Below are 24,774 nucleotides of genomic sequence, written 5' to 3' on the forward strand. Positions count from 1 at the left end.
ATAGGATTAGCTTTGATAAGAATCTTTTCTGTGTTCAATTGAAGTAATAACTACTGTATGTTCTGGTACATCTATATAATAAAGTATACGATAGGTACTCACCCGTAGACTACGTTGTCCACTTAAGTTATGCTTTAATGGCTTTCCAAGTCCAATTGGATCAACTGTTAGACGCTCCATTATTGCCTTCTTAATCATTAACTTTACTTTTGCTGGAAGAGCCGGAATGTCTTTCTTTATAACAGATTCTGAATAGTCTATATTGTAAGGCTTAATCCCAGAAGGCATCTTGATGTTTAACCCTCTTTTCTTTATAGCGTTCGTCAGCAATCTTAGATAATTCCATATCTTCAATTTCTTCTTCCATTAATTCAGTTAATAACTTTAAAACGGACTTGTCTTGAGATTGTGCTACACTAACAAGTAAACCAGTTAGCTGCTCTATGGAATTTGTATGAGCTTTAGAATCCATATTAACTATATACCTACAACTTCTTATATTTTAACATTTTTATGTAATTTTGTCAACCATATTAGATCCCTAGAATCGTTTGTAGCAAGGCCATTTGATCAACGCCATTTATCTTTCTAATCATATTTTCAGCATCGATTTCTATTAATTCATTACCACCTATAGTAAGTTTATAGTAATGAGCAGCTACAGTACACTTCAGCGTTGCTTTTTCAGCAGGTTTCCAGTTACCAAAATCAAATTCTTTGAATATTCCTCTGAGGTTGATAATTACTCCTTCAATATCATTGCTACCACTTCCTTGCATTCCTCCACGAAGCGTTAAAGAAACCGAGTTTCCATTTATCAAGCCAAATAGCCGAAAGAGTTCTGTATCGTATTCAGAAAAAGTGAAATCTGCTTCAAGCTTCTCCATGCCCATATCAATATTTATTGGAATATCCATACCACCAACACGGTACTCCTCTGTTTTTATGGTAAGCTTCGGCAAAGTTATTTCATCTATTTTTCCTGCATAGCCTCTACCATCAACAAATACGTTAAAATTTCTCAGTATTTTCGGTAACACTTTGCTTTCTCCTAACTTATTACACTATTATTTACGAGATGAGATTTGAATGTTATTTGCTCAGCCGGATATGGTAGTGTAAATTCGAAATCAAAATATACTTTCCCGCTTGCAATATTTGTTGGTGTATTGAGCTCTGGAGTTGCATAACATTTTCCGCTAATAATCGCTCCTTGTACTTTTAAATTGGCCAAATAAGAATTCACCCCCTCAATCACATCATCTATATAAGTTTTGGTGATATTGCGATCAACTGCCCATAAATGAGCTCGAAGTAGACTATCATTGATTAAATCTGCAGTCCTTCTCACTGACAGAAAAGCCCATTTTGAGTCATTTGAACATGTTCTATTTCCCCAAAGCCTATAGCCGTTTTGATGAATTATCGTTGTTACTTCATTTTCATTTAAGTGGTTTGCTCTGCAATTTGCATAACCTAAGCTAAAATCAATAGGCCTGCTTGTGCCAACAATACCATTTATCTCTTTATTTGAAGGTGAATGCCAGAAGCCTTGTTCGCTGTCTATTTTAGCTATTAAACCAGCTACAAATGGACTCGATGGCAAGATTTTTTCTTTTCCTTCAATAAATAACTTAATCCATGGGTCAACTACGTAAACTCTTGAGCTGCCTACACTTTTTCTCCATTTTATTGCTTCTTCATCATTAGTATTTGGTCCGTCTGCAACAATAATTGCTCTTAATTTTTCTGCTATGGAAATTAAAGCACTCACTACTGGATTTACTCCATCTATTTCAGGTAACTGATGAGTAAACTGAGGTGCAATTAATATTCTTGGAGCAACATGAACTATACTTTCACTACTGAGGAATGCCTCTATCCCTTGATATTCTCCAGTCTCTTTATCAACTCCACCGATTATACTTTGAATAGTTTCACTTTCTTTGAGCTTTGGATCGCTGTTTTCACTTTCTTTAACTCGAATAACTACTACTGTTGCACCAATCTGGGAAAATATTCCATTTATTGCAGAAGGTAAACTGCCACTCTTTCCGAGCTTTGCTGCTTCCTTTAAGCTTCCTGCAACTAACACTGGTTTATTTAGCGGAAATTTTTGCTCATCTGCTTCAGGTGCAGTACCAATTACACCTATCACTGATGATTTAGCTGTACGTACTGTCTTTGCTCCTGAGGTTACCTCAATAACATTTACGCCATGTAAAAATTCTTCAGCCATTTCTTTGTATTTTTTTCCTGAAATCATCTAGCAAAGTCTGTAGCTCATTTTCACTTTTGGCTTCTTCAATCTTTCTTTTGGCTAAATCTTCAAGCTCTTCACATTTAATTATTGCTTTTACTGCTTTTTTCACTTTTTCCTCAATTATTCTTGCCATTTCAATAACCGTAATACCACGGACTTTTGCTAAAGGTTCTATAATTTCTTTATCCTTTTCATCTATAGATTCTGGTGCTGCTAGAATGCTTTTTGCGGCTTCCGCTTGAATCTCATAAGATTTAGCTTTTTGGTGAGAATGACCTGCATATTGGTGAGTATGATTATCATAATAGAAACGCATACTATCAAATGCACAAAGCTTCGCATTATCCAGTAACTCCTTTTGTATATCTTCTTTAGTACGCTGAGCAATTTTTCCTCCTTCTGTTAAACAATAGCTTTTTTGCCAATCAAAATCTTCTGGTGCTTCATACCAATCATTTTCAGTTGGCTTGCTTTCAAGTGTTGTTGTTTCTACTTGTTTATCATTTTCAAATCTAATGTAGATAGACATTGTTTGTTACCTCCAAATCTCATACGTGTTAGATAATCCTGGACATTGCCAAGCCCTGAGCGTCCTTTCCACATCTACCTCAAGCCCTGTGGTGAGAAAATTGCTACGTATGTTATAAATCCCCCACTGAATAAATTGACCATAGTTGTGTACATAATTTGATGCAAGCATACCTTGACTAACTTGTGTTCTGGAATACAGATAAGATGATGTGTAAAGTAATATTGCAACTGTTTTTCCTGCTGGAATCTCCACATTACCAGATCCGGCTAACTTGCTATCAGAACTCGTGTATTGGTAAACATTTTTCCATACTATTTTTGAAATACTTGATTTATTAGAATTAGTGTTATCAGGAGTTCCCACAAATAATCCTGCTCCCCCATACTCCGTACTCGAATACGATGATCCAACAAATTCCATTGTCTTATTTATGTTCACATTGGTTGTATTTTTTACAAATACTACTCCAAGTGCAGCATACGGGTAATAGTATATCTCATCATAACTACCCGAAAAACTTTTTGTGCATAACTCTCCGTAAATAAATGTTCCTTTACTTCCCTCTATAAAACTTAGTTGTCTTGGCCGATAAAAACTAACGTAATCTGTATTGTACGTATGGCTACCTGCTAGTAGTTGTAACATATAGTCAGTTTTTGTTATATCACTACTCCACTTTCCAAGCTCTGTCGTAAAAGTTCCGTGGCCAAAATAATTATTTTTTCTGCCAAGTACACCAAATAAGAAAGGTAATGACCCTGGTTCAACCATGTTGCGCTTTCTTATTTCATTTATAAGAGACGCTTTTAACTGTTCATCCCGAGTTTTTACCTCATTCAGGATGTTTTCAATTCGAGTTTCTATTTCCCTAATAATTGATGAGCCACTTGGCACATCATTAACAGTACGGAAGTTATTCACTAAACCTTTAAGACCATCTTTATGACTGTTACTAATGCTATTTATTGCTGCAATATTGGCATTCTTTCTCGTATCAAGTAGCGATAAATTTGTTGTTCCTTTTTCATCAATTCTCTTTAATAACTGCTTCTCTGATTCAGAGATCACTGCTAAAGAACTAGCTTTTTTATTATCCAGATCAGTTAAGTGTTTTTTTGCACTATCAAGAAGTTCTTTTAGCTTACCATCTGTCATCTGTACAATTTCAGAAACTGCACTTTTGTCGATTATTGATTCCAATGCTTTAGCAAGATATGCTAATTGATCTGGTGTACTGTTTTCTGCTAAATCCTTAAGCCTCTTTTGTAGTGCATCAATTATTTCTTTTACTTTAGTCATTTGCGCAATATCAGAAATAGCTTTTTTATCTGCTATCAATTCCAGCGATTTTGCAAGATATGCCAGTTGATCAGGTGTGCTACTTACTGCTAAATCCTTTATCCTTTGATGTAACGCTTCTATTGCTTCTTTCATTCCCAAAAATTCAAAAAAGTTTCAAATCTAAATCGTTCAAAATTACTTTTAAGTTGATTATGTTTATTTTCTCTATTACTCATATCCTCATCTACTTTTTCTATAGCTCTGCGAATACGTACTACATCTTCCACTGCAATATTCTCTGGGTGTGGCGCGGATATCCGCGCCTCGTTTCATCATTTGGCATTTTCTTACGTTATAACAACCCGCAAGTTTTTTACCTTTGGCCGATAAATAACCGTTCCACTTAAAACCAATTTTACCCTTGTTTCATTGCTATTAAAGTTTGTTAGTACATGAGTTCTCTCCACCCAATTTTCCCCAATAGGTTTTCCTGATGTTAAATTTACTAATTGCCATCCTTTGACGCTTTGTTCCACATATGCTTTAACATCTGCAGTGCCAGGTATTAGCGCATCATAGGTAATTGTTATCTTAGTGTTAGCTCCTGCTGTAATGCTCCTTGTAACATAATCTCCGGACTCTGAAAGATTACCTAGAACTAGCTGTAACCCAGGATAGAGAACAGGACTTTTTTCTTTTGCACCTTTTAAATTTGCCTTTACTGTTAACTCTCCAGATAGTCTTTCACGCAGCGCGAGCGGCAAATTATCAGACAAAAAGTTTTCTTTCCCTTCTTCATCTGTTAAGATAAATTCTACATTGGTATCAAATGCTACTTTTTCAACATTTGTTAAAACTATTAAATCTGATACGTTGTTTGCAGTGACTTTACCAAGATCAATAACATGAGAATTTTCACTAAATTTTGCAGCTAGTAGTCGAAACGTTAAATCTAAATTTTGATGCGGAGTCCAGGTACTTGCATTACTTGATGATAGTAATACTCCTACTTGATATGGCTGACTCGTTACCCAGCGGCTATTTACTACATCATATTTGCCAAGCTCTGCTATTTTTACTGCTGTATCTGCATCATCGGTTAGCAAAACTATTGCATATTCTCTGCTAGATTCACACCAGACAGGAGACCAAGTTATACGTGTTGCTGTGCCATCTATCTTTATATCTTTTGGCTCAATATAGCTTTCAGCAATGACAGTCTGCGAGGGCATTCCCACTGCTGTTTCTCTAATCTGAACAACAACACGTTTTTTGCCTTTATTTACAAACCATAGCTCCACGCCTCCTATGTGTCTGCTCTCATTTAGCGTAAATGTTTGGGCTAAAGGATCAACTCGTCTTGCTGCGATCACTCTTCTTCTTTCTTCTATGGTAATAGTTTTTTTACCAGTATAAGTTGCCTCTCCATAGCTTCCTTTATCCCCATAAAACTGTACTAATTTAGTACCTGCTGGAATGTTTGCTGGGATTTTTATCTTTCCACTTATTCGTCCTTGATTTTCCACTTTTTTCCTCTATGGTATGGGTTGAATGCTTAGGCCATCAAATTTTACTTCCTTAAGCTTTTCACCAGTTGCAAAACCTTCAATCTCAAAATTTTGAGTTGCTTCTCGCATAAATTCAGTTTCGTATGAGGTACTTGACAGCAGCTCTGTTGTTTCTTTAACATTAAACACTCTGGTTACTGGACTTTTCCAATTCGTAGTAACCTCCGTCCAGTGATCTATATTTTTGTTCATGGTAACTTTTGCCGGGACTGGGTCAAAAGCTTGATATGGATTGATCTTTTCTCCTTTAGTCTGTAAAAGCTGCTCCAGTACCGGTTCAAGTTTATAAGGTAAAAGATAAGGTTCTTTACCTCTTTCAACATCAATAATTTCCACATCTATAGGTAAAATTAATTCTTTGTTTACTATTGCTGCAGACTGCGAAATTCCTTGATCACGCATATCATCATCAAAGAACGAATCAACAAATACTCCTTTCTTGGTGGTAGGTTCTCTTGAATTTGCATCATTGCGTAAACGCTCCTGTGCAACAAGTGCATAAAGATCATTTATTCCTTTTTTCATTGCTTCAAGCTCATTCATCGGTACAGCATGAATAGCATTATTCACTATTTTTACCCCTTCGCCTTTTTTCCACGTCTGATGAATGTAGCAGAGCAAAAGTTGTCCGCTAGGTGCTTTAGGCATTGATGGTCGCCAAGGGTGAGCTATACCTTTTATTCTTCTTACCACCCCTTTGCTATCGATAGTAATTAAATCATAGCGGGGCATTTTCCAGGTGTAATCAATCAGAACCAAGCTGTTATCAACTGCTCCTTTTACTTTGCATCCCTGTTCACTTATATCTTCAGGGCTTACATGAGTACGACAGCGGTAAGTTATTTGATAACTACTTCCAGGAGCTGGCTCTTTACCTGGTAATGACCAATCAACGTTTCCTGCATTTAACTTATAGTCTATACTATTTTCATAAATAACATTGCCTTGTTTAATTTGAATAATCTCAAGTACTGCAGAGTCAGGTATTGGATCAACAGCTCCTGAATATGAACCATGAGTAATGGTAATGGTTTTTTGAACAGTTATATCTACTTTTTTAATTTCACTTATTGGAAAATCATTAACTTTAAGTTCCATTACTCTTTGGCTATTTGGCTGAAAAGTATGTGGTTCTGATTCAACTGATTTTATATCTGGATCGTCATCAAAAGAAACACGCATACTGTGAGGAAGTTCAATCTCATAGCCATCAACATGAGCTTTACCCTCATTAATCACAAATATTTTTTTTCCTCCTTCTCCCTCTTCCTTTTGCAGGAACATTACTTCAAGACCATTTACGACATAGGAACCATTGGCTTCTTTGTCATAACGAGCAAGAGCAGTAGTTACTATATTTGCTTGTGGTGGCGGTGAATGTTCTATTAATACTCCATTTTCAATGTTATAAATTGGATAAAATTCTCCATTTACAGAAAAAGGGGAAGAAACACCTTCAGATTGATAACCCCAAATGGTAGAAACTTTAAGTCTTGCTGCTCCTACTTCCTGATAATTTCTTGTACCAACAGCAGGATCACGAAGATTTTCATCCTCAAGTTCTGTAATCGTAGATTCTAGATAATAAACACCGATACGCACTGTGGTACTCAGTGGAATAACAAACTCTTTTGCTTCTACTTTTCTAACTGCTCCACGAAGATAGATTTTTCCTCCTTCAAGTGTAACTTTACCAGTTTCTCCATCTATGATACAATTGCTTCCTGTTATAACATCACCATCACGAAATATTGCATCACCTATGCCTTTAAGCTTAGAGAGAGCATACTCCTGAGTCTCATTTAATTCTGCTGACTGTAGACCTCTTCCTGCAAGAAATAAGCTTTTCTCATATTCTTTGTCAGGATTAAAGCGGTTATAATAGGTGTTTAAAGTCATTTTGTTTCAAAAAGTTACAACAAATGAAAAAGTTTCCCGAGTTGCAGATGTTCTGATAAGTGGTACGGTATGTTCTAAAACTAATAAGATCCCTGGGTCTTCTATATCTTGAGGTTCAAAATATCTCTGTCCAGGAGGCAATTTTTCTACCACCTTTGTACCAACCATAACTCCAAGCTCTCTTATTACTTGATTTGCAGCATCGTTGAAATCGAAGTTAAATTTAAGATATAAGTTATTAGTTGGTACATTAGAAGGGTTAAACCTCCCTGTTGGAGTCAAAAGCTCTCCATTCTCATCACCTGTACAGAATAGCACTTCATCTGCAGTACGTCTGCCAAGTTCATTCAAGAGCTTTATAGAATTTATAGATTCAGGTGGTGTGCTTTGAGTATATTCTACAGTAACTGCACTATTTGCCGTGATAGAGCTATTTTCCGTACGTTTTATTACACCAGTACTGCTATCAACTGTATAGTCAACACTTGACTGATACACTGTTTGTCCTGTAAAAACCCTTACATCTTTAATAGTGTGGTGATCTAGAGCTATTTCACCTTCAATAAAGACCTTTGCGACCTGATGGCTACTTTCCCAATTTGCATCACCACTGCCCCAGGCAAGATGTATCGGCTGCTCTTTTATGCTTGCGGCTATTGCTGCTCGACCTGATTGTGTAAGAATTGACATTTGAAAATTTGACTCCTGTATATATATTCACCAAAATTACAAAAACTGTTCAGTTTTTTTAAGAAAATTCTTCTTTTTTTCATAATAAATTTTTGTTGACTAATCTTTAATCTATTTTAGACATAACATATTTGCTTTTAGATATATGATAGCTAGTGAGGAATTTTGGGAAAGTAATTTAGAAATGCCAGTATCCTTTTTGCTTAAGGACTTTCAGAATCCAAGTTTACGTGAAAGTTGGCTTAATTCTCTTTCTGGTAGACAATTAAGTGTGATTTTTAACCATTATTTTCAGAATAAGCAAAATAGGCAATTATTTAAAGACCACGAAAAATGCGATGATATTTCAACTCAGCAAAAGCGTAAAATGCTTACTAAAATTTCTGAATCTCTGTTTGATTATTACTTAGTCAATCGTTTTAGTCGTGCAAAATCAGAAACAACTATAGCTGAAGTAGCACGGTCTGTGTTAAGCCAAGATCTTCTGAAATCATTTCTGTTGCAAAATAATAAATATGACAAAAAGTCCTTGTTGTTTACTCTCTTTATAACTAATCATAACTTGCTGAAACAAATTTTCTGCTTTAATCAAGTACAAAAAAAAGGGTTTTTACCTTTCATATTAAAAAATTCTCCAAGACAAAAGCCCACTTCATTTAAGGATTTTTTATCAAAAAGTACAATACAGGAAATATTAAAACAGCATGATCTCTCAGAAAATGATAGTTTTGAAAGTCAGTTTCAAGAACTCTTTTACTACCAAAATAGTATTTACTTATTTATACGACGTGCTAGTAAAGATGAGGATTTATTAATCAGTTCAAATAAGGTAATACACGGTTATAAACCTAGTAGAATTATTATTGACTTTGCTTTAAACGCTAACCAAGTAAACCTATCTATTCAAAGTTTTGATCAAGGATTAAAAATAGCAAATAGAATAGTAAGCTGTTATTTTCAGCAAGAATGTTCATTTACTAACATGCGCCACCAAAATACAACAGCACAAGTAAGGACTTTTTTGAATGACTGTGTAAAACAACATGTACCTGATATTCACCTATTTGAATTAAAGTTTGGTCCATCTAAATCTAAAACCAATCTTACGTTAAACACAGATAATATTGAAGAGTGGTTGCAGAAAATAGAGCCTTCGGTTGGTAGTGTACTGCATGATGTTTCGCTTGTTCAGCATATCAAAGTATTGTTCAAAAGTAAAAAAGTTACTTTATCCTTTCAGACAGACACGCAATACGCAAATTATATAGAAATTGATTACTCAGAATATGTTCTCAATAGAAAAGAACGAGATGATTTTAAGTCTTTAATTAGAGATAGCTATGGAATTACCGTTTTGTCGAAAACACTCTCAAGATATTGATACTATGTTAGTAAACAGGTCCTGGGTAAATCCTGACGAAAACTATATAGAGGTTGCAGAGTATCTCAGTCAGCTTGATTTTGTTAAGCTTGAGAAGTATTATTTCGTTGTTTGCGCTAATGATTTAGATCTTGATTTTCCAAATATACAAAATCCTTATTGCAAAAATGAGGTTATCATTCCTCATGGTTTTGATGAAGATTGTAATGATCTAGCTTGCGAGGATTGTGGTCGTGATATTTTTCCTGATACTTATAAAAAACAGCGTTATCTTGTGCTTTCAATTAAACTCAATACGGAAAAAATTATAAATTGGTTTGAAAAATTATTGATAGGTCTTATATGGGAAAAGGCAGTAGATGGAATATATCATATAAGCTTTAAAAGTAAAATAGTAAGCATTATCATACCAGCTTTATGTACTGATAAGTCATATTTAACTGTAGATAGATTAAGAACTAATGTTGCTGTTCTTATAACTTTTGGAAAAGAAGACTTAAAAATATTGTTAAGCCTATACACTGTTTCCATGGCTGATTTAATTTGTGAACATCAAACTCTAAATCAAATACTAAGCGAAGCAGTTGAAAAAGGAGTACCAGAATTATTACCTAACGTTTCTTTTCAAGCATTCCCTTATGTTCCACTGCAAGAAACAACTCTCCCAGAAAAAAAGATACTGCGATTAAAAGTTGAAGATAATACTATTTATGTTAATGACGTTGAAATTATAGGCAAACAAGCAACTTCAAGCATCCGCATCTTTAGAGTATTACTTAAACAATTTTTGCGTGATTTGGAAGCAGCTAAAGAATATAAATTTCTTAGTATCATTCAAATAGCAGATAGTTTAGGTATTGAAGACCCAGAACAGCAAGTACGCAGACCTCTTAATAGAATGCAAAAAACAATAGCAGAAAAGCTAGCTGGCACCTTGGGACTAAATATAAAACGCGATGATGTGATACAAGCATGTAACTGGTCAGGCTATCGGCTTAATCCATCTACCATTAACTTAAGTGCTAGCTAGCCCTATTGCTAAAAACAGTCTAATGGTAACATAACTTTAACGCGTCTGTTATTTCTTGGTACTTCTTTTTCACGAAATTTTATATAACCTTCAGTAACTAAGGCATTAATATATCTAAGAATAGAATGATGACTCTTAAGACCATTCAAAAAAATAGCAAAATTGGGTTTTAGTAAAAAAGCGTCCCTTCCTCATTAATTAACTGTAAAACAGTATCATATTCTCTCTTCCAGCGTATGGTTCCTTTATGTTTAGTAATTTAACAAGGTTTATGTCACTTATAATTGAACTCAAAAATTCAGCTATATCCCCGTTTTTATCTTTAGAAACCTGTTGTTCAGCATTCATATCACTAATACCAGGCGATAAATAAGACAGACATTCTTTAAATCAATAGTGTTTTTTGGGATTTATTCATCTATAAAAATTATTTCAAATAAACACAGCAGCTTTAGAAAGGTATCCAATCACGCTCAGTATTTTGATGTTGCTCTTGAGTAATAACCGTAGCAATCTTGTTTTTTTCTCCATATCGATCAGCTTCAATACCAACTTTGCAGTAAATTCTAACCCGTTAAAATCAGCTATAGAGTTGACTTTTCTAGCAATAACTGCTTTTTCTGAAGTGTCATGTGCATGAATATTCCGTGCTGACTCCAAAATGCTTCTAAGCATGGAACGACCAGATTCTCCCCAAGTATCTTCTCCTTCAACTCTTGCTTTGCCACTTTTAATGCCAATTACTTGAAAAATCTTACGTTTTGCATATGGACCGTCAGTGACAGTAAATTCAGCGTTTAAATAGATGCTGCCAGTAGTATAGCTTTTAGTGAACCAATTTTCATAACCTCCTGGTTTAATTGCCATTTTTACCTTGACTATTGTACCTTTTGGTATTAAATTACTCTGTAATTTTGCAGTATTAAAATCAGTTAAAAAATCTGTTAGCATATTGTTCCCTATAAATTAAGTAAAAAAAAGAATCAACTCCATTGGTCTACAAGCTGCCAATGACCATGTATCTTATCAACAAGCTTGCTTGCTACACGTTCACCATTGCGCAGTTCAAATACTATCTGACGTACAGTACTCTCCTCATCATGAGTAAACATCACCATACCAGTACTATAAAATCCCCTCAAAGAACCAGCACCGCTTAAGCCTTGAAATGGATCTTCTTCCAGCATCTTTTTGGACAGTTTTTTTGTGTGGTGGGTGAGGATTATACCTGCATCTGGATTAATAATGTTCCTCAGTTTTTCAAGCGTTTTTTGCAAAAAGAATAGCATAGCGCTGTTGTCATTTTCATTACCATATTCACTTGAGTTAAAAATGTTACGAAGAGGATCAATCGCAATAATATCAGGCTTAAAACGTTCTTTGACAGTATTTTTAATTTCATCTATTTCTTCACTATTGAATGATAATTGCACTCTTGGTGTGATAATTAAGTTATTGGCAGCTATGTCCAAAAGTTCGTTATCCAGTCGAAGTTGTTGCAAACGTTCTTTCATATATTCATATTCAATTTCAGTTTGCATGTAGAAAATTTTCAAAGGTCTATTTGGTGTCATACCGAGAAATGATCTACCAGCAGCCATATGGACAAGCCAAGAGATCAAAAAGTCACTTTTGCCGATTTTAGGTGGGCCACCCAGTACCAATAGACCTCTTTTCGTTAAAATTCTTGGTGAGATTATATCCTCTGGTATTGGCGTTTGATCACTTAAATATTCCTTTACGCTATAAAAAGGGACTTTTTGACCGATGTTGAAAAAGCTTTGTTCCATATTACTCCTTTTAAAATTAAATTTAGGCAACAGAAGCCAAGGTTTTGGCTTTAATTTTTGCAAGTAATTTACCTAAATGCGGTTCTTCAACCATATTTAGGCAGCCACTTCGATCTTTAGCTGGATATCCCCAAGAGTTAATAGTCTGACAGACAAATGAACGTTTCTCTGTTCCATCATCTTTCTTAATTCCAACCATACTAATCACTTCATCAACAATGCCGGGAATCTCACTGGCAGTTTTAGCCCCTTCACATTGAGGTAGCCAGGTTGAACGATTGCAGTCATCAAGATATTGACCTAAGGTGCCAACTATGATGATGTCTTTGTCTCTGATATGTTGAAATTGATTGAGCCAAGCCATCATCTCTTGAGCAAGTAATCCATAGGCAGCTCTTTTATCTTCTCTTCCTGATCTATCTGAAAAAGCTTCAGGTTGCATTCTGGCCCATGAAAAACATAAACGTGATGCAACAGTTATGCTATCAATAAAAATAGAGCGGTATTTAGAAACCTCAGAAAGAAGATCTTTGTGCTTGCTACAGACATGCTCATAGTGTTTTTGACTATACGCCTGATCAGACCTTAATGCAGGATTAGGACCACCAATTAGGCAAGCAATGTCTCTGGCCTCATTCCAAGTGCGAATCTCAGTTGAATCTCCTTTCCAGTCTTGTACAGCTAGAAGTCCTGCTTCAAAATCAAGACAGAGTGTTGTTGATTCATCGATGGTTTTGAGCAGACTGGTCTTGCCAATTCCATAAGGTCCGAAGATTACTACCTTCACACCTGTGACCATTTTTGCTCTTTCTTCACTATTTACTATTTTCATATTTTTACCTGTATGCACTTATATATAAATTCACCAAATTTCAAAAAACTGTTCACTTTTTTTTGTATTTTTTTTCATAAAGAGATGCAAATTTAGATCGCATTTTCTTGAGAATGTTGTACAAAGTAGTCCGTGATATATTGTTCATATCTGCAACTTCAGCAATGCTGTGGTGTTTTAATTGTTCACATAAAACTTGCCATTTCTTTGGTAATTTTGAAATAATTTGCTCAACATCAATACGTAGTATCGCTTCATCTTCAAAACAGTAACTTTCCTGTTGCACATTATTTTCAAGTTTAGGAGTAGTACGTGAGTGTTTACGGACTAGATTATTAATACGATTTTTAACAACTTGCTTAGCGAAAGTGGAAAGACTGCCCTTAGTTTTATCATACTGATCTATGCATGAAAGAAACTCACAGAAGAGGTCTTGTTCTATGTCTTCAATATCTTGATCAGTAAGCGACTTATAATGTTTTGCGTAAAATTTTATTAAATTAACAACTTTAGGATCAATACCTGAATAAGAGTTTCGAGATTTCATAAGATGTATCCTTAAATGAAAGACTTAAGGATGAAACTTTCTTAGTAAATATTGTAGGACATGAAAAAAATACCTCAGACAATCGTGAGTTTTTTACCCTCTGAAAACCTGGAATCTTTTTTCAAACCTCAGACACTCAAAACTTTGATCAGACAATACACCTACGAACTGAACAGTTTTTGTAAATCCGGTGAATATATAGAACAAGACTCCGAATTTATAGTTTAAAGGTTAATTATGAGTGTTTCATACAATGTTCCAGAGATTAAAGCACAACTATTGTTGAATTTAAGATCTTGTCTTTCTTACCTTTTCCCCAATGGGACCTTTCATGGTGATGAATTTCGAATAGGTGATGTGCATGGTAACAAAGGACAAAGTTTAAGAGTAGAACTAAGTGGCAGTAGAGCAGGATTATGGAATGATTTTGCAACTGGAGAAGGTGGTGACATTATCGACCTTTGGGCAGCTGTGCATAGAAAGAATGCAAGGACAGAGTTTCCTGAGGTAATAGCTTCAATAAGTGAATGGCTCGGAAATAATAAAAAATACAGAGAGAAACAATATGTTGATGAAGACTTTGAGAAATTCATTACCCAAAGTTGGAATTATTATGATGAAAATGGTCAGGTGATTGTAAAAGTTTATCGTTCTGATCCTCCTGGAAAGAAAAAAGTATACAAGCCTTTTGATATCAAACAATCTAAGTTTGCATCACCAGAAATAAGGCCTCTATATAATATTCCAGAAATCTTAAAGTCTGATAAAATTGTTCTGGTGGAAGGGGAAAAATGTGCAGAAGCGCTGATAGAGAAGGGAATAACTGCAACAACAGCGATGTCTGGAGCAAATGCACCTATTGAGAAAACTGATTGGACTCCGCTAAAAGGTAAACACATTATTATATGGCCAGATAATGATGAAGCAGGTAAGAAATATGCTAAAAATGCTGAAAAAAAGCTTTTAGAAATCGGAGTTGAATCACTTGTTGTTCTTAATATTCCACAAAATAAAACAAAAGGCTGGGATGCTGCAGATTGTGTAGAGGAAGGAATAAATGTTAAAGAATTTTTAGCTTCAACTGCACTTACTACTAATACTCTAAGTACAAAAAGTTTGATTTCATTTTCTGCAAGGCAATACTTTAACGATAAATCACCGATGCCAGAAGATATAGTTGCTCCTCGAATTTTAACTCCAAGTGGACTTTTAGTGTTTGCTGGAGCACCTAAAGTAGGAAAAAGTGACTTTTTAATTTCTTGGCTAATTTACATGGCAGCAGGAGCTCAATTTCTTGATATGGTACCTAAAAGGCCTTTAAGAATCTTTTATCTTCAAACTGAAATTGGCTACCACTATATGCGTGAACGTCTACAGCAACTAAAAATCAATGAAGAACTGCTTGAGATTGCTTTGGATAACTTAGTCATTACACCTCAAACAAAGCTACTCTTAAATGATAATAGTATAGATGAAGTTCTTGGTGAAATAAAAAAATCATTTGGTTCAAATACAGTTGATATTATAGCTATTGATCCACTACTTAACGTTTTTGATGCTGGCGAGAACAGTAGTGAAAATGATAATAATGCTATGCTATTTTTCCTGCAAGAAAGAGTTGAAAAATTGAGAGAGTTAGTTAATCCGAATGCAGGAGTCATTTTAGTACATCACACGAAGAAGATGCAAAAGAAATCATTAGAAGAAGATCCTTTTCAGAGTTTCAGTGGTGCTGGTTCATTAAGAAGCTTTTATACTACGGGAATGATAATGTTTAAGCCAGATGAACGGCAGAGTAGTCGTCAACTGATGTTTGAATTACGTAATGGTCATGCTATTCCATCAAAATGTGTTGATAAAATCGATAACTGCTGGCAAATACTTGATTATGAGTCACAGAGACTGATACATAAAGATTATGGACAAAAATTAGATGCAGAGCGTTCTCGTAGATATGATATTATACTGCAATTAATTTACGACGAGGCGAGAAATAGAGGGAAAGTATATACAATCAATACATTCTGTGAGGTATTTGAAAATAAAGCAGGTCTTGGTAGTAAAAACTCCATTCGTGAACGCATTGATGTTCTTGCTGCAAAAGGTTACATTAAGTTTAACAGGAATGATAAAAATGCTGAAAGAAGTAAATATGGGATACTTTGTGTTGAAGATATGGAAAAGAAAGTTACAAACCAACTAAATAAGGATATTACAGTATATGAGAAGATTTTACCAACCGATTATAAATCGCCAGAATATGGCAGTATTATGCCAGTTGAAGATTCAAACATTTGGCTTTACTATAATTAGATCTCTTCTATATCATCTACAGTAATAAGGTTACTTACGAAGTATATTGATTATTTCAGACTCCAGAACTCTTCAGTCTTGGCAGAATCTGGTGCAGTTTATGAGATCTGGTACTTTCTGGTAGTAAAAAAATGCCAGATTTTCAATGGTTTAATGGTTGACAGATTTCTGAGCTGTAATCTGGTTTAGGTGGCAAAAAGCTTAGGAGTATTGCGGGGTTTTGACCAGTCTCCAGTTTCCAAAATTTCCTATTATTATATAATAATAATATAGTAGTATGACTTTAAAACATACTACTCTGTTCGGTTACTAACCAGTCTACAATAATAAGCTATGGATACGTGTAAAGCTCTCTTTCAAAATTATCTGATAAAAGAAATGAAAGACAATGCTCAGAAAAAACAAATGAACCGTAATTGGGTTTTAAAGCGATTCTACAACCTCAGGGTATAATTCCACCAAGACCTAAGTTACTCACCTAGGGTAGCTTAAAACTTGATTATGAGGCATCTCTAAATTATCTCTTGCTTTAAAGTTTTACTTGTTATAAAAAAAAACCATTGTACCCTATCACGCTTTTTATTCGTTGTAAAACATTTTTTTCAAAAAAGTGAAAAGTTTTTGTAATTTAGGTGAAACAAGAGCTGGTTTTGGAGGTCTTATTGAGATATAACGACTTTTATCTAAAATTCTTAAGTTGAGTCTTTAGGTAATCTCTATAAATAATTTGTAGATGAAGCTAAAGGAAAAAAGTTGCTGCCATAAACATAAGCTACTGAGCTCGTAAACTGCTTAAAATGGAGACAAAGATCTAAATTTATTTATTTACGTCTCCAATTTTATCGCGTATAATGGAGACAAAGATTTGTGTTTTCACTATTTATTGGTAGATAGGGCTTTCTAAAGGGTGGGGACAATTTTTCACCCCCCTTGAAATTAAAATAAAAGCAAGATGTCAAACACAGATAGCTCAACTACAAGCTGGTTTTTATTGTAGTTATTTTCTCACTTTCTTTACTTGCTTTAATTAATTCATCAAAATCAGATTCATGTAATTTGTCCTGTACAACTCTGTACTTTTCGTATTCTCCTTCAGCTAGAGCTTTTGCAACTTCAGCACTAACTTTACCAGCATCTTTAAGCACTTCATAATCATTGAACAATAAAAATGCATCCAATTTTTCAACCCAATTCTGCATTTTCATTAGCCGATGCTTTCTTGCTTGAAGTTCCGCATAATCTAGATACATCGAAACAATATGATTTAGTTCACTCAACTCTTTTTCAGTCAAGTAGTTTTTTGCAGTACTCACATCACTCTTATGAATTTTGTTGCCAGGACCATCTTTCCATGTAGTTAGCCCCATATTTGGTTTTTTGTGGTCAACTCGAGAATATATTAGCTCTGCTGCAGTCAGGCCATAAATCGCCCAATATAATTTATTCTGTACTTTTGCATAAAATTGTTTTGTTATTTCTGAATTTGGATCATAGTCTGCAGAGCATTCAGCATAAATGTCGGTAATCTTCTGGTAAAACCTACGTTCGGATGCTCGTATTTCCCTGATTTTTTCAAGTAATTCATTGAAGTAGTCTTTACCAAACTTTGGGCCGTTTTTTAGCCGTTCGCTATCTAATGCAAATCCTTTGATGATGAAATCTCTCAAAATTTTTGTAGCCCATACTCTGAAAGATGTAGCCTTTTTAGAATTAACTCGATAACCAATAGCTATAATTGCATCCAAATTATAAAATTGTGTAGGGTACTGTTTACCATCTTCAGCAGTATTCCGGAAAATCCGGATAACTGAATCTTTATCTAACTCTTGACTAGCAAATATGTTCTGTAAATGCTCACTAATTGTTCTAATATTAACATCAAACAACTCCGCCATTCTTTTTTGTGTAAGCCAAATGTTTTCATCTCGATACAAAACATCAATTCTCACGTCTCCATCTGGAGTTGTATATAATAAAATTTCGTTTTCATTTATTATCATATCTACTCTACCTTACTTCAAGTAGCATATAGGTTATTTGTAAAAAAGACAAGCAACTGTAAAACTCTAAAAATAGAGAACTATCTACTTTATTCTTTAGCTGATAAGCAGTTTTGAAATTATTTAAACTTTTTTGAAAAATTTCCGGAAAAAGTAGTAAGAAATCCGGTATATATATAATAGAAGGGCATTGTTTCAACGAGGTAGATGCGCTTTAAGTACGAGAGCTTCAAGAAAATGTCAATCCTACCACTAACAAACAGACATTTAGTAGAAAGGAAATTTGGTAAGCTTGAGAATTTATATTTTTTTAGATGAGATAAAAACTTCGTTTTAAAGCTAGATGTGATTCTATGGATAGTATAAAACAGCACTTCACCAAAGAACGCATATAACACCCTTTAAAACTTAATTAAATGGCATTGTCAATAACCTTACTACTATAGAACAAACCTTTATATAAGTCTAATACGATTTTTGTACTTTGCAAATAAAAAAAAATTGAACAGTTTTCGTAATTTTGGTGAATATATATAACAAGAAAACAACTTTCTGCAGTAGCACATAATTCTCGAATTTCCGTTGTTGGCCTACAAAAACCTATGAATTGCTAGTGTATTTTGCAGGAACCAAACGATATTTTGGAATCAGTGCTACTTATAGTCAATGTTTTAGTGGTTTTATGATAAAAGCAATAGATTTTTCAACTTTAAAGAACTCATTTTCATATAAAGAATTTATACCACAAAAGACTTTATTTGTCTGCAAGCTATAGATAAGTCCTTTTAATTTTAGAAAGTAGTATGTCAATCCTAACACTGGACCTCGGCAAGCAAATGGGCTGGGCAATTCTAACAGATGGAGTAATTGAAAGTGGAAGCAAAAGTTTTCATGGTAGTCGTTTCAGTGGAGGCGGTATGTGCTTCTTAAACTTTCGTAATTGGCTTAATTCTTTGAAAGACATTTCTGTAGTGTACTTTGAGGAAGTAAGAAGACATTTAGGAACAGATGCAGCTCATTGCTATGGTGGTTTTCTTGCAGTGCTGTCTGCTTGGTGTGAAGAGAACAATATTCCCTACCAAGGTGTTAATGTTAAAACTATAAAACGCTTTATAACAGGCAAAGGTAATGCAAGTAAGAGTGAAGTTATTGAAGCGATACGTGAAAAAGGGTTTTTTCCTAAAGATGATAATGAGGCGGATGCTTTGGCATTAATGTTCTACGTTATGAATCTTAGTAAAGATTTTAACACATTAAAAATACCGTAAAAGTGGGTCCTTTTGGCCATACTGGCGGGTTTGGTGGGTCAGACCCCAGGCCTTCTTTAGCGTCAGAGATATTTTGAATATTAACTTTTTAATTATTAAGGATTTAAATTATATGAATTTAGCAATCCACTATTATCCTACTCAAAATCTGGTCGAATATGAGCGTAATCCACGTAAAAATGATGACGTAGTAAATAGAATGTGTGCTTCAATCAGGGAATTTGGCTTTCGTATACCAATAGTTGCAAAAAGCGATGGAACTGTGGTTGATGGTCATTTAAGACTTAAAGCAGCAAGAAAACTTGGTATGGAAAGTATTCCAGTGGTCTTAAGTGATAATCTAAATGAACCACAAACTAAAGCTTTTCGATTACTGGCAAATCAATCAGCTAATTGGGCAAAGTGGGATGATGAGCTTTTGAAAGTAGAAATTCAAGAGTTAGAAGATTTACAGTTTGATCTTAAAATGACTGGATTTGAATTAGAAAAAGTTCAACATTTCCTTGATGATTTAGATAGTGAAAAAGAAGATCTTTCTGACTTAGCTATTGATGACAAAAAAGTAACAAAACCAGGTGATCTTTGGATTTTAGGTGATCATAGAATCTATTGTGGTGATAGCTCTGTAGTTGAATCATATAAAGCGCTGTTAGATGATAAAATGGCAGACATTACTGTTTGTGATCCTCCGTATAACGTTGATTATGGTAGCAGTCAAGACAAAAAGATACTAAACGATAATCAAGGTGAAAAGTACGAACTTTTTCTCTACGATATCTGTTCCCATATTTTAGCATATACGAAAGGTGCAATTTACATTTGCATATCATCATCAGAGTTTTCAACGTTGCAAAAAGCATTTGAGGAGGCAGGAGGAAAATGGTCAACATTTATCATTTGGGCAAAGAATCATTTTACACTAGGCAGATCTGATTATCAGAGACAATATGAAGCAATGCTCTATGGATGGAAAAGCGGTAATAAACGTGAGTGGCATGGAGGTAGAAATCAAAGTGATCTATGGTTTTATGATAAGCCAACGCACAATACACTACATCCAACGATGAAGCCAGTAGAGCTAATGGAAAAAGCAATAGTTAATAGCAGCAGACCTGGGGATACTGTACTTGATCCATTTAGTGGCTCTGGAAGTACGCTGATTGCATGTGAGAGAACAGGAAGAATTTGCAGAACAATAGAGCTAGATTCAAAATTTGTAGATGTAACCATAAAACGTTGGCAAATATACACAGGTAGGAAGGCAATTCTTTCTGGTACTGACAAAACTTTTGCACAAATTCAAGAAGAAAAACAGCAATAAAGGGGCAAAAAAAGTGGAAAAGATCACACAAACGGAATGGGCAAAAGAACTAGGAGTATCAAAGCAATATGTCTGTTATTTAGTAAAAAAAGGAATAGTTGAGTTGGAGGATGATTTGATCAATAGAGAGCAAGCAAATGAAGCGGTAGCAGCAATAAGAGATCCAAGTCAGCCACTGAGGAGGAAAAATCCAGAAAACGAAAATACAAGTAACCTTTCCACGATGTTGCTAAAAACTCGAATAAAAAATGAAATGGAACGAGGTAAACTGCTTGAGGCAAAGGCAAAAGCTGAGATTGGTGAACTTGTAGCATTAGAGGAAGTAAAGCGCGAAGCATTTAATGTAGCAAGAGTTGTACGTAATAATTTGCTTAATATTCCGAATAGAGTTTCAGCACTGCTTGCATCACTGAGTGACACTGAAAAGATTCATATGGCGCTAACCGAAGAGATTACAAACTCATTACAAGAATTATCTAATACTAAATTTCAAATATAAAAAAGATTTTGAATATAAAATGGCTGATAACTTAAGTTTGGAGTTAATAAAGTGCCTCATCAATCAACCTGGATTAGATGTTAATGTCAGAGGGTTAAACGGAAAAACTCCACTGCATTGCGCTATAGAGTTTGATGAATTAAGCATGGTGGATCTGCTACTCACAAAAAAGAATATCAATCCTTTTGTAGAAGATAATGATGGCAAAACATCTCTTGATTACGCCAAAGAAGAGAAAAAAGCAGAAATATTACAAGCGCTAATTAATAACAAATACGGGTCAGAACAAGATAGCTTACTTCATTTAGCTGCAATGATAGGTGAAGTTAATGCAGTTAGATATTTGATAGGAAAAGGTATTGACGTTAATGTACGAAATGCTTTGCATCATACTCCATTACATCTAGCAGCAGGCATAGGACATGAAAATGTTGTCAAAGTTTTAGTGGAAGAAGGAAACGCTGAAATAGATGTCTTTGATGCACGAAATCAGACACCAATGCACTATGCAGTTAATAACAAAAAGTTGGAGATAGTAAAGTTACTGCTAAAGCTTGGAGCAGATGTAAATAGCGCGCGCATGGGACAAAACTCAATGAAATTGTCACCTGTTCATATAGCTGTAAGTAATACTAATTACGATGAAAGAGACTTATGTCTTGATATCCTCAAATGCTTAATAAAGGAGCCTAATGCTCAAGTCAATTTGCAAGACTACGAAAGTAAAACACCACTACATTACGCTGAAAGACTTAAAACAATAGAAGTTTTACTAACGCGAGAAGATATAGATCCATTGGTAAAAGACGATAGCGGCAAGACACCATTTGATTACGCTAAACCTGAGATAAAGAAGGCTTTGGTGAGTAATAAATACGGTTCTGAAAAGAATAGTCTACTCCATTTAGCTGCACAAATGGGAGAAATTGAGATTGTAGATGCAATTTTAAAAGAAGAAATCAATATTGATATTGTAAATAATAAAGGTCTATCACCGATTTATCTTGCTGCAGAAAAAGGGCATTTACATGTAGTAAAGTTATTGCTGAAAAAAGGAGCAAATTATACACCTGTTTTGCACTTAGCAATCAAATCAAACAATTTAGAGTTACTTAAAGTTTTGTTTACTGAAAAAAATGGGTCTTTGCTCTGCAGAGATACCGTTGTTAATTTTCCAACCCTTCATAATAAATATATAGCACAGAGAGAAATAGCAGATAAAAGGACGAAAAAACATAATAATATTATCTGCATCTATACTACAGTCAGCGCAATAGCAGTAGCAGTATATATAGGGTTGATAACAACAACAATAAGCAGTGCAATCATTTTTGTAACAATAACAGGGGTATTTGCGCTTGTTATAGCAATAATGATAAGTGAGATGAGTAAAAGATATATAGAAAAGGAATTTCAGAAAAAGATGTTTATGGAATTGGAGGAGTGTGGAGGAATAAACTCTACTGTTAACAATATTGAGATAGAACCAATTATGAGTAGATGCAGACAATGATATACGCTAGAGCTTTTTCTGAAGGTTTAAAACCAGATCCACTACTTAAAGTATCAGAGTGGGCGAATGAGTATCGAGTTTTATCAGCAACTGCAGCATCAGAACCTGGTAAATGGAGAACGGAAAGAACTCCTTATTTAAAAGAAATCATGGATTCACTATCTCCGTCTTCACCTGCAGAAAAAGTAGTATTCATGAAAGGAGCGCAGATTGGAGGAACAGAAGCAGGAAATAATTGGATTGGCTATATTATAGATCAAACACCAGGTCCAATGTTAGTAGTACAGCCAACAGTTGAAATGGGAAAGCGTTGGTCAAAAGGAAGATTTGCGCCACTGATTGAAAGTACACCATGTTTAAAAAGTAAAGTAAAAGACCCAAGATCAAGAGATTCAGGCAATACTGTACAAAGTAAGGAATTTCCAGGTGGAATAGTAGTAATAACCGGAGCAAATAGCAGTGTAGCACTGAGATCTATGCCAGTAAAATATCTCTTTCTTGATGAAATAGATGCCTACCCAGGAGATTCAGGAGGAGAAGGAGATCCAGTTTTACTCAGCATAGCCCGAACTAATACATTTGCACGGAGAAAGATTTTTTTAGTATCAACACCAACGATTCATGGAATAAGCAGAATTGAGAAGGAATTTGAAGCAACAGATAAGAGATACTTTTTTGTACCATGTCCACATTGTAATTACTATCAAGTTCTGAAATGGTCACAAATAAAATGGGAAAACAACGACTCAAGAACAGCACATTATGTCTGCACTGAATGTAGCGGCAAAATAGAAAATCATCAAAAGACAGAGATGCTAGAACGTGGAGAATGGAGAGCTACAGAGGCAAAAGAAGGGGAGAAAAAAGGATTTCATCTTTCAAGTCTTTATAGTCCAGTTGGGTGGTATAGTTGGCAACAAGCAGTAGAGGATTTTCTGCATGCAAAGGAAAGTGAACAATTACTGAAAGTTTGGATCAACACAACGCTTGGAGAAACCTGGGTAGATAAGGGAGAAGTACCAGACTGGAAGCAATTATTTAACAGGAGAGAATTTTTTCCCGTAGGCACAGTGCCTAGGAGAGAAGTGGTACTTACTGCAGGTGTTGATGTCCAAAAAGATCGGTTAGAAGTAGAAGTTGTAGCATGGGGAAAAAGCCGCGAAAGTTGGTCAATAGACTACCGAGTATTTGAAGGTGATACTGGAGGCGGAGAAGTATGGGGAAAACTCTCTGAGCTCTTAAATCATCATTTTATCGGTCAAAATGGGCTTGAATATATGATAAGTATGATGGCAGTTGATGCAGGGTATGCAACGCAAGAAGTATACAACTGGGTAAGAGGTCATCAAGGAGCTGGAAGAGTAATGGCAGTTAAAGGTGTAAATAAAGCCCTAGTACCACTTAGCAGTCCAAGTAGAGTAGATATAACAGTTGGTGGTCAAAAGCTAAAAAGAGGAATAAAGCTCTGGCCAGTGGGAGTATCGATTTTAAAGTCAGAACTTTTTCAATTACTTAATGTTTTAAAGGACGGTGAAGAAGCTCCAGCAGGATACTGTCATTTTCCCGAGTATGCACCTGAGTATTTTAAGCAGCTAACGGCAGAGCAATTAGTCAGCAAGGTAGTAAAAGGATACACCAAACAAGAGTGGCAAAAAGTAAGAGAAAGAAATGAAGTACTAGATTGCCGAATTTATGCGAGAGCAGCATCTATTGCGCTTGGAATTGATCGTTGGCCAGAGAGTAAATGGAATAGTTTGAGTGGAAAAATAGAAAGTAAAAAACCTAAGAAAGTAAGACAGAGTAAGTGGCTGGAAAATGTATAACGAAGAGTATTTAGTTCAAGTCGAAGAAGCGATAAAGAAACTGCAAAATGGAGAGAGAGTAGTATCAATTGCATATGGTGACCATGTTGTAAGATATGCTGAAGTAGATATAAATGATTTACTAAGCTTAAGACAACGAATTAAGGCTGAATTGAAAATTGCAGGTATGAAGCCAAAGAGGAAAATTGTTTTTTCAACGAGTAAGGGGATCATATAATAATAAA

Annotated in this window: 22 protein-coding genes and 2 pseudogenes; 9 read left to right on the forward strand and 15 right to left on the reverse strand. The window is 34.9% G+C overall.

The genetic code is table 11. The features are described 5' to 3' along the window. Positions 1–6 precede the first annotated feature (6 nt). The 10 genes and pseudogenes from OOK84_RS00570 to OOK84_RS00615 form a co-directional block, all read right to left on the reverse strand. Positions 7–288: a type II toxin-antitoxin system RelE family toxin gene (locus OOK84_RS00570; protein WP_010082215.1), complete on the reverse strand. Its 282-nt coding sequence runs from the start codon at positions 286–288 to the stop codon at positions 7–9. Next, a complete protein-coding gene (locus OOK84_RS00575) occupies positions 272–472 on the reverse strand; it encodes a hypothetical protein (protein ID WP_007303020.1) in 201 nt (66 codons plus the stop codon). Before OOK84_RS00575 ends, OOK84_RS00570 begins: the two co-directional genes overlap by 17 nt. A gap of 61 nt (positions 473–533) precedes the next feature. Continuing rightward, positions 534–1,040, reverse strand: a complete 507-nt coding sequence (locus OOK84_RS00580) for a phage major tail tube protein (protein ID WP_264731858.1) — start codon at positions 1,038–1,040, stop codon at positions 534–536. Between the two features lie 11 nt (positions 1,041–1,051). Further along, on the reverse strand, positions 1,052–2,239 hold the full coding sequence (locus tag OOK84_RS00585; protein ID WP_174515985.1) for a phage tail sheath subtilisin-like domain-containing protein: 1,188 nt from the start codon (positions 2,237–2,239) through the stop codon (positions 1,052–1,054). Then, a complete protein-coding gene (locus OOK84_RS00590) occupies positions 2,232–2,792 on the reverse strand; it encodes a hypothetical protein (protein WP_155968663.1) in 561 nt (186 codons plus the stop codon). Before OOK84_RS00590 ends, OOK84_RS00585 begins: the two co-directional genes overlap by 8 nt. A gap of 6 nt (positions 2,793–2,798) precedes the next feature. Next, positions 2,799–4,229, reverse strand: coding sequence for a hypothetical protein (locus OOK84_RS00595; protein WP_264731859.1), 1,431 nt, complete (start codon positions 4,227–4,229; stop codon positions 2,799–2,801). Next, positions 4,226–4,419 (reverse strand): annotated as a pseudogene (locus OOK84_RS00600) (hypothetical protein). The gene OOK84_RS00595 and the pseudogene OOK84_RS00600 overlap by 4 nt, the downstream one beginning before the upstream one ends. A 4-nt stretch (positions 4,420–4,423) precedes the next feature. Then, the gene (locus tag OOK84_RS00605; RefSeq protein ID WP_070356855.1) at positions 4,424–5,602 is read right to left on the reverse strand and encodes a hypothetical protein; all 1,179 of its coding nucleotides are present in this window, start codon (positions 5,600–5,602) and stop codon (positions 4,424–4,426) included. A gap of 9 nt (positions 5,603–5,611) precedes the next feature. After that, positions 5,612–7,543: a DUF4815 domain-containing protein gene (locus OOK84_RS00610; protein ID WP_264731861.1), complete on the reverse strand. Its 1,932-nt coding sequence runs from the start codon at positions 7,541–7,543 to the stop codon at positions 5,612–5,614. Positions 7,544–7,549: 6 nt separating this feature from the next. Continuing rightward, entirely contained in the window at positions 7,550–8,233 is a 684-nt protein-coding gene (locus OOK84_RS00615) for a hypothetical protein (protein ID WP_264731863.1), read from the reverse strand. Positions 8,234–8,378: 145 nt separating this feature from the next. Here OOK84_RS00615 and OOK84_RS00620 point away from each other — a divergent pair, with 145 nt between their 5' ends. After that, positions 8,379–9,614 carry a hypothetical protein gene (locus tag OOK84_RS00620; protein WP_264731865.1) on the forward strand — a complete coding sequence of 412 codons (1,236 nt, stop codon included), beginning with the start codon at positions 8,379–8,381 and terminating at the stop codon, positions 9,612–9,614. Continuing rightward, on the forward strand, positions 9,574–10,644 hold the full coding sequence (locus OOK84_RS00625) for a hypothetical protein (protein WP_264731867.1): 1,071 nt from the start codon (positions 9,574–9,576) through the stop codon (positions 10,642–10,644). Before OOK84_RS00620 ends, OOK84_RS00625 begins: the two co-directional genes overlap by 41 nt. 451 nt (positions 10,645–11,095) lie before the next feature. On the opposite strand, the pseudogene OOK84_RS00630 reads toward OOK84_RS00625, so the two are convergent. The 4 genes and pseudogenes from OOK84_RS00630 to OOK84_RS00645 form a co-directional block, all read right to left on the reverse strand. Continuing rightward, positions 11,096–11,595, reverse strand: a pseudogene (locus OOK84_RS00630) (hypothetical protein). 32 nt (positions 11,596–11,627) lie between these two features. After that, positions 11,628–12,434, reverse strand: coding sequence for an AAA family ATPase (locus OOK84_RS00635; protein ID WP_264731869.1), 807 nt, complete (start codon positions 12,432–12,434; stop codon positions 11,628–11,630). Positions 12,435–12,456: 22 nt separating this feature from the next. Then, positions 12,457–13,266, reverse strand: a complete 810-nt coding sequence (locus OOK84_RS00640) for an ATP-binding protein (RefSeq protein ID WP_264732619.1) — start codon at positions 13,264–13,266, stop codon at positions 12,457–12,459. 52 nt (positions 13,267–13,318) lie between these two features. Then, positions 13,319–13,813, reverse strand: coding sequence for an RNA polymerase sigma factor (locus OOK84_RS00645; RefSeq protein WP_264731871.1), 495 nt, complete (start codon positions 13,811–13,813; stop codon positions 13,319–13,321). 237 nt (positions 13,814–14,050) lie between these two features. Between OOK84_RS00645 and OOK84_RS00650 the strand changes: the two genes are divergently transcribed. After that, positions 14,051–16,126, forward strand: a complete 2,076-nt coding sequence (locus tag OOK84_RS00650) for an AAA family ATPase (protein ID WP_264731873.1) — start codon at positions 14,051–14,053, stop codon at positions 16,124–16,126. A gap of 974 nt (positions 16,127–17,100) precedes the next feature. On the opposite strand, the gene OOK84_RS00655 is transcribed toward OOK84_RS00650, so the two are convergent. Continuing rightward, a complete protein-coding gene (locus tag OOK84_RS00655) occupies positions 17,101–18,126 on the reverse strand; it encodes a virulence RhuM family protein (protein WP_264731875.1) in 1,026 nt (341 codons plus the stop codon). A gap of 803 nt (positions 18,127–18,929) precedes the next feature. On the opposite strand from OOK84_RS00655, the gene OOK84_RS00660 reads away from it, so the two are divergent. From OOK84_RS00660 to OOK84_RS00685, 6 genes are all read left to right on the forward strand, one after another. Then, a complete protein-coding gene (locus OOK84_RS00660; RefSeq protein ID WP_236514694.1) occupies positions 18,930–19,394 on the forward strand; it encodes a crossover junction endodeoxyribonuclease RuvC in 465 nt (154 codons plus the stop codon). Positions 19,395–19,506: 112 nt separating this feature from the next. After that, on the forward strand, positions 19,507–20,715 hold the full coding sequence (locus tag OOK84_RS00665) for a DNA modification methylase (RefSeq protein ID WP_236514692.1): 1,209 nt from the start codon (positions 19,507–19,509) through the stop codon (positions 20,713–20,715). 13 nt (positions 20,716–20,728) lie between these two features. After that, positions 20,729–21,214: a hypothetical protein gene (locus OOK84_RS00670; protein ID WP_236514690.1), complete on the forward strand. Its 486-nt coding sequence runs from the start codon at positions 20,729–20,731 to the stop codon at positions 21,212–21,214. Positions 21,215–21,233: 19 nt separating this feature from the next. Beyond that, a complete protein-coding gene (locus tag OOK84_RS00675) occupies positions 21,234–22,727 on the forward strand; it encodes an ankyrin repeat domain-containing protein (protein ID WP_236514684.1) in 1,494 nt (497 codons plus the stop codon). Continuing rightward, the gene (locus OOK84_RS00680; protein ID WP_236514682.1) at positions 22,724–24,550 is read left to right on the forward strand and encodes a phage terminase large subunit family protein; all 1,827 of its coding nucleotides are present in this window, start codon (positions 22,724–22,726) and stop codon (positions 24,548–24,550) included. Before OOK84_RS00675 ends, OOK84_RS00680 begins: the two co-directional genes overlap by 4 nt. Beyond that, positions 24,543–24,767: a gpW family protein gene (locus OOK84_RS00685; RefSeq protein ID WP_236514680.1), complete on the forward strand. Its 225-nt coding sequence runs from the start codon at positions 24,543–24,545 to the stop codon at positions 24,765–24,767. Before OOK84_RS00680 ends, OOK84_RS00685 begins: the two co-directional genes overlap by 8 nt. The last annotated feature ends 7 nt before the right edge of the window (positions 24,768–24,774 follow it).

Origin of the sequence: Wolbachia endosymbiont (group A) of Sphaerophoria taeniata (assembly GCF_947250735.1) — a bacterium.
Taxonomy (GTDB): domain Bacteria; phylum Pseudomonadota; class Alphaproteobacteria; order Rickettsiales; family Anaplasmataceae; genus Wolbachia.